This window comes from Desulfotruncus arcticus DSM 17038, from assembly GCF_900113335.1.
Classification (GTDB): Bacteria; Bacillota; Desulfotomaculia; order Desulfotomaculales; family Desulfallaceae; genus Desulfotruncus; species Desulfotruncus arcticus.
Genome location: NZ_FOOX01000049.1, coordinates 1 through 2525, shown reverse-complemented (window position 1 = coordinate 2525; position 2525 = coordinate 1). Strand labels below are relative to the sequence as shown.

At 40.0% G+C, this 2525-nt stretch carries 1 protein-coding gene and 1 rRNA gene; both read left to right on the top strand.

Translation table 11 applies throughout. The features are described from left to right. Window positions 1-93, top strand: a 5S ribosomal RNA gene (rrf, locus tag BM056_RS25450); the annotation flags it as partial. Window positions 94-296: 203 nt separating this feature from the next. Beyond that, window positions 297-2102, top strand: a complete 1806-nt coding sequence (locus BM056_RS25445) for a MutS family DNA mismatch repair protein (RefSeq protein WP_092476332.1) — start codon at window positions 297-299, stop codon at window positions 2100-2102. Window positions 2103-2525 lie beyond the last annotated feature (423 nt).

Here is a 2525-nt window from a genome sequence, read left to right as displayed (position 1 = left end):
GATACACCCGTTCCCATCCCGAACACGGAAGTTAAGCTCTTCAGGGCCGATGGTACTTGGGCTTGTCCTTGGGAGAGTAGGTCGTTGCCGGACTTAATTTTGAAGAGCTCTTGGAGTTATATCCAGGGGCTTATTTGTTATTTTTAGTAGCTTAAAGGGTGTGTTGTCCCCTTTCCGATGGCTTGAGCTTGTCATTTGGGCATATATAATAATAACCGCCACTGCAGCTAGCTCTAAAATGATGTTAAAATAATGGAAGTGGTGTACAATATTCTAAGAATGATGGGGAGATACAGATGGATAATTCAATATATCAAACCTACCAATTAAAGAAAGCAAATATTACAGAAAAACTTTCTGGCGTTATGAAGCAAAACAATCTGCTTGTTCTCCTGCGCCCTTTGGTTTTTCTGGCTGCGGTAGCTTTTTCAATGGTTTACTCGTTTCTGTCAACACAGTCTGTTTATCTTTTATTCAGCGGCATGTTAATTATATTTTTTTTATTGATGATCGTTAAACACAATCGAATTAAAGCAAAAATAAAGTATTTAGAATTATTAGTCTTGATTAATGATAACGCTATGCGTCGCCTGGATGGCAAGTGGTTGGAATTTTCCAATTCAGGCGAGCGTTTTATAAACTATGAACACCGGTATACATCTGACTTAAACATTTTCGGGCAGGGATCATTGTTCCAGTATATTAATTCCGCTACCTCTTTTGTTGGTGAAGAGAGATTGGCTCATATGTTATGTTTCCAAGCTGGTTTAAACGAAATAAAGCTCCGTCAACAGGCTATAAAGGAGCTCAGCCCGCGTTTGGACTGGCGCCAGCATCTTCAAGCAACAGGCATGTTAGATAGTATAAGACAACCCGGTAATCTAGAAAAACTTTTAACCTGGGCGGAAGAAAAACCATTGTTTATGAACAAATATATATCGTTGCTTCTGTTTTGCCCGGTCATTACCCTGGCGGTGGCCATTCTCGGTTACTTTCATGTAACAACCCTGATACCTTCGTATCTTTGGGTTTTCCCACTTGCTCTTCAGATACTGATTGTGGCTATTACAGCAAAAACCGCTCATCAAACGTTTAGCAAAACCTGCAACTCGGTTTATGAAGTCCAACGCTGTTCCGATCTCTTGAAATGTATTGAAGCGGAAAGCTTTGACTCCCCGTTACTAAAAAAATTAAAAAGGAAACTCGTAAAAAGCAGTGATGCCCCATCCCGGCAAATTAAAAAGCTTTTTAGTATAGTTGACCGGATAAGTATGCGGTATTCCAGCCTATATCCCGTAATCAATATAGCTGTCTTATGGGATCTGCAAACGCTGATAAGACTGGAGAAATGGAGAAGCATATCAGGTCGGTCACTTAGATCATGGATTGAAGTGATAGCTGAATTTGAATCATTATCCAGTCTGGCCGGTCTGGCGCATGATCATCCCAATTGGACGGTGCCCGAAATAACAGAGTCCAAACCGGCATTTAAAGCTGTTGCCATGGGACATCCTTTGATTAAAAATGAAGTGCGCGTATGTAATGACGTTGAACTACCCGAGCCGGGTACGATTCTGCTCATTACCGGCTCTAATATGTCCGGTAAGAGCACTCTCCTTAGAACTGTAGGGATAAACTTAATTCTTGCTTATGCCGGAGCCCCCGTATGTGCTGAAAAATTAAGCTGTTCTCTCATGAATGTATATACAAGCATTCATATCAATGATAATTTGGAAAAAAACATTTCAACCTTTTATGCTGAACTGCAAAGAATTAAGTTAATTATAGACGCTGCCAGGTCCGGGGAGGCAATCATTTGCTTGATCGATGAAATTTTCAAGGGGACTAATTCAAAAGACAGAATTTTAGGTGCCCAGGCGGTCATAAAAAGTTTGAATAAGTTGGCAGCTATCGGGTTAGTATCCACCCACGATTTAGAACTTAGCCGTCTGGAAAAGGAAATTTCTCAGATAAAAAATTATCATTTTACAGATAAGATATCCGGCAGGGAAATAAATTTTGATTACCGCCTGAAGCCCGGGGTTTCCAAATCGACCAATGCAATAGCTTTAATGAAAATTATTGGTATTGAGATAACATAAATAACAGAAATCAATTACAATATAAATCCTATAGCTGATAAAAATGCATTTAGCCAGCGAATAGCAATTGGGATGGTTTCACCAGGAGAACAATAGAAATGCTCAACTAATTTGTTATGGTATTAGCTGCGATATTAATAGTTCCAAAATACTGCAAGGTGAACCATTCCTTTAAATAGATTGGTAAAAAATACTTGTTGCAGGACAAGCAACAAAGTGATATATTAATACATGTCGCCGCGCGAGTGGCGGCGGAAAAAGGTATCACAGGGCGTAAATGGCAGCGAGTTAACCAGCAACTACCAGTTGACTGCAGCCAGTCGGATGTGATACTATAAAAATCCGGCCGAAAACGCCGGATAAAAATCAGACGAAACAAAGCAAACCAAATCAGGTCCTTGAAAACTAAACAGAGTTGAGATG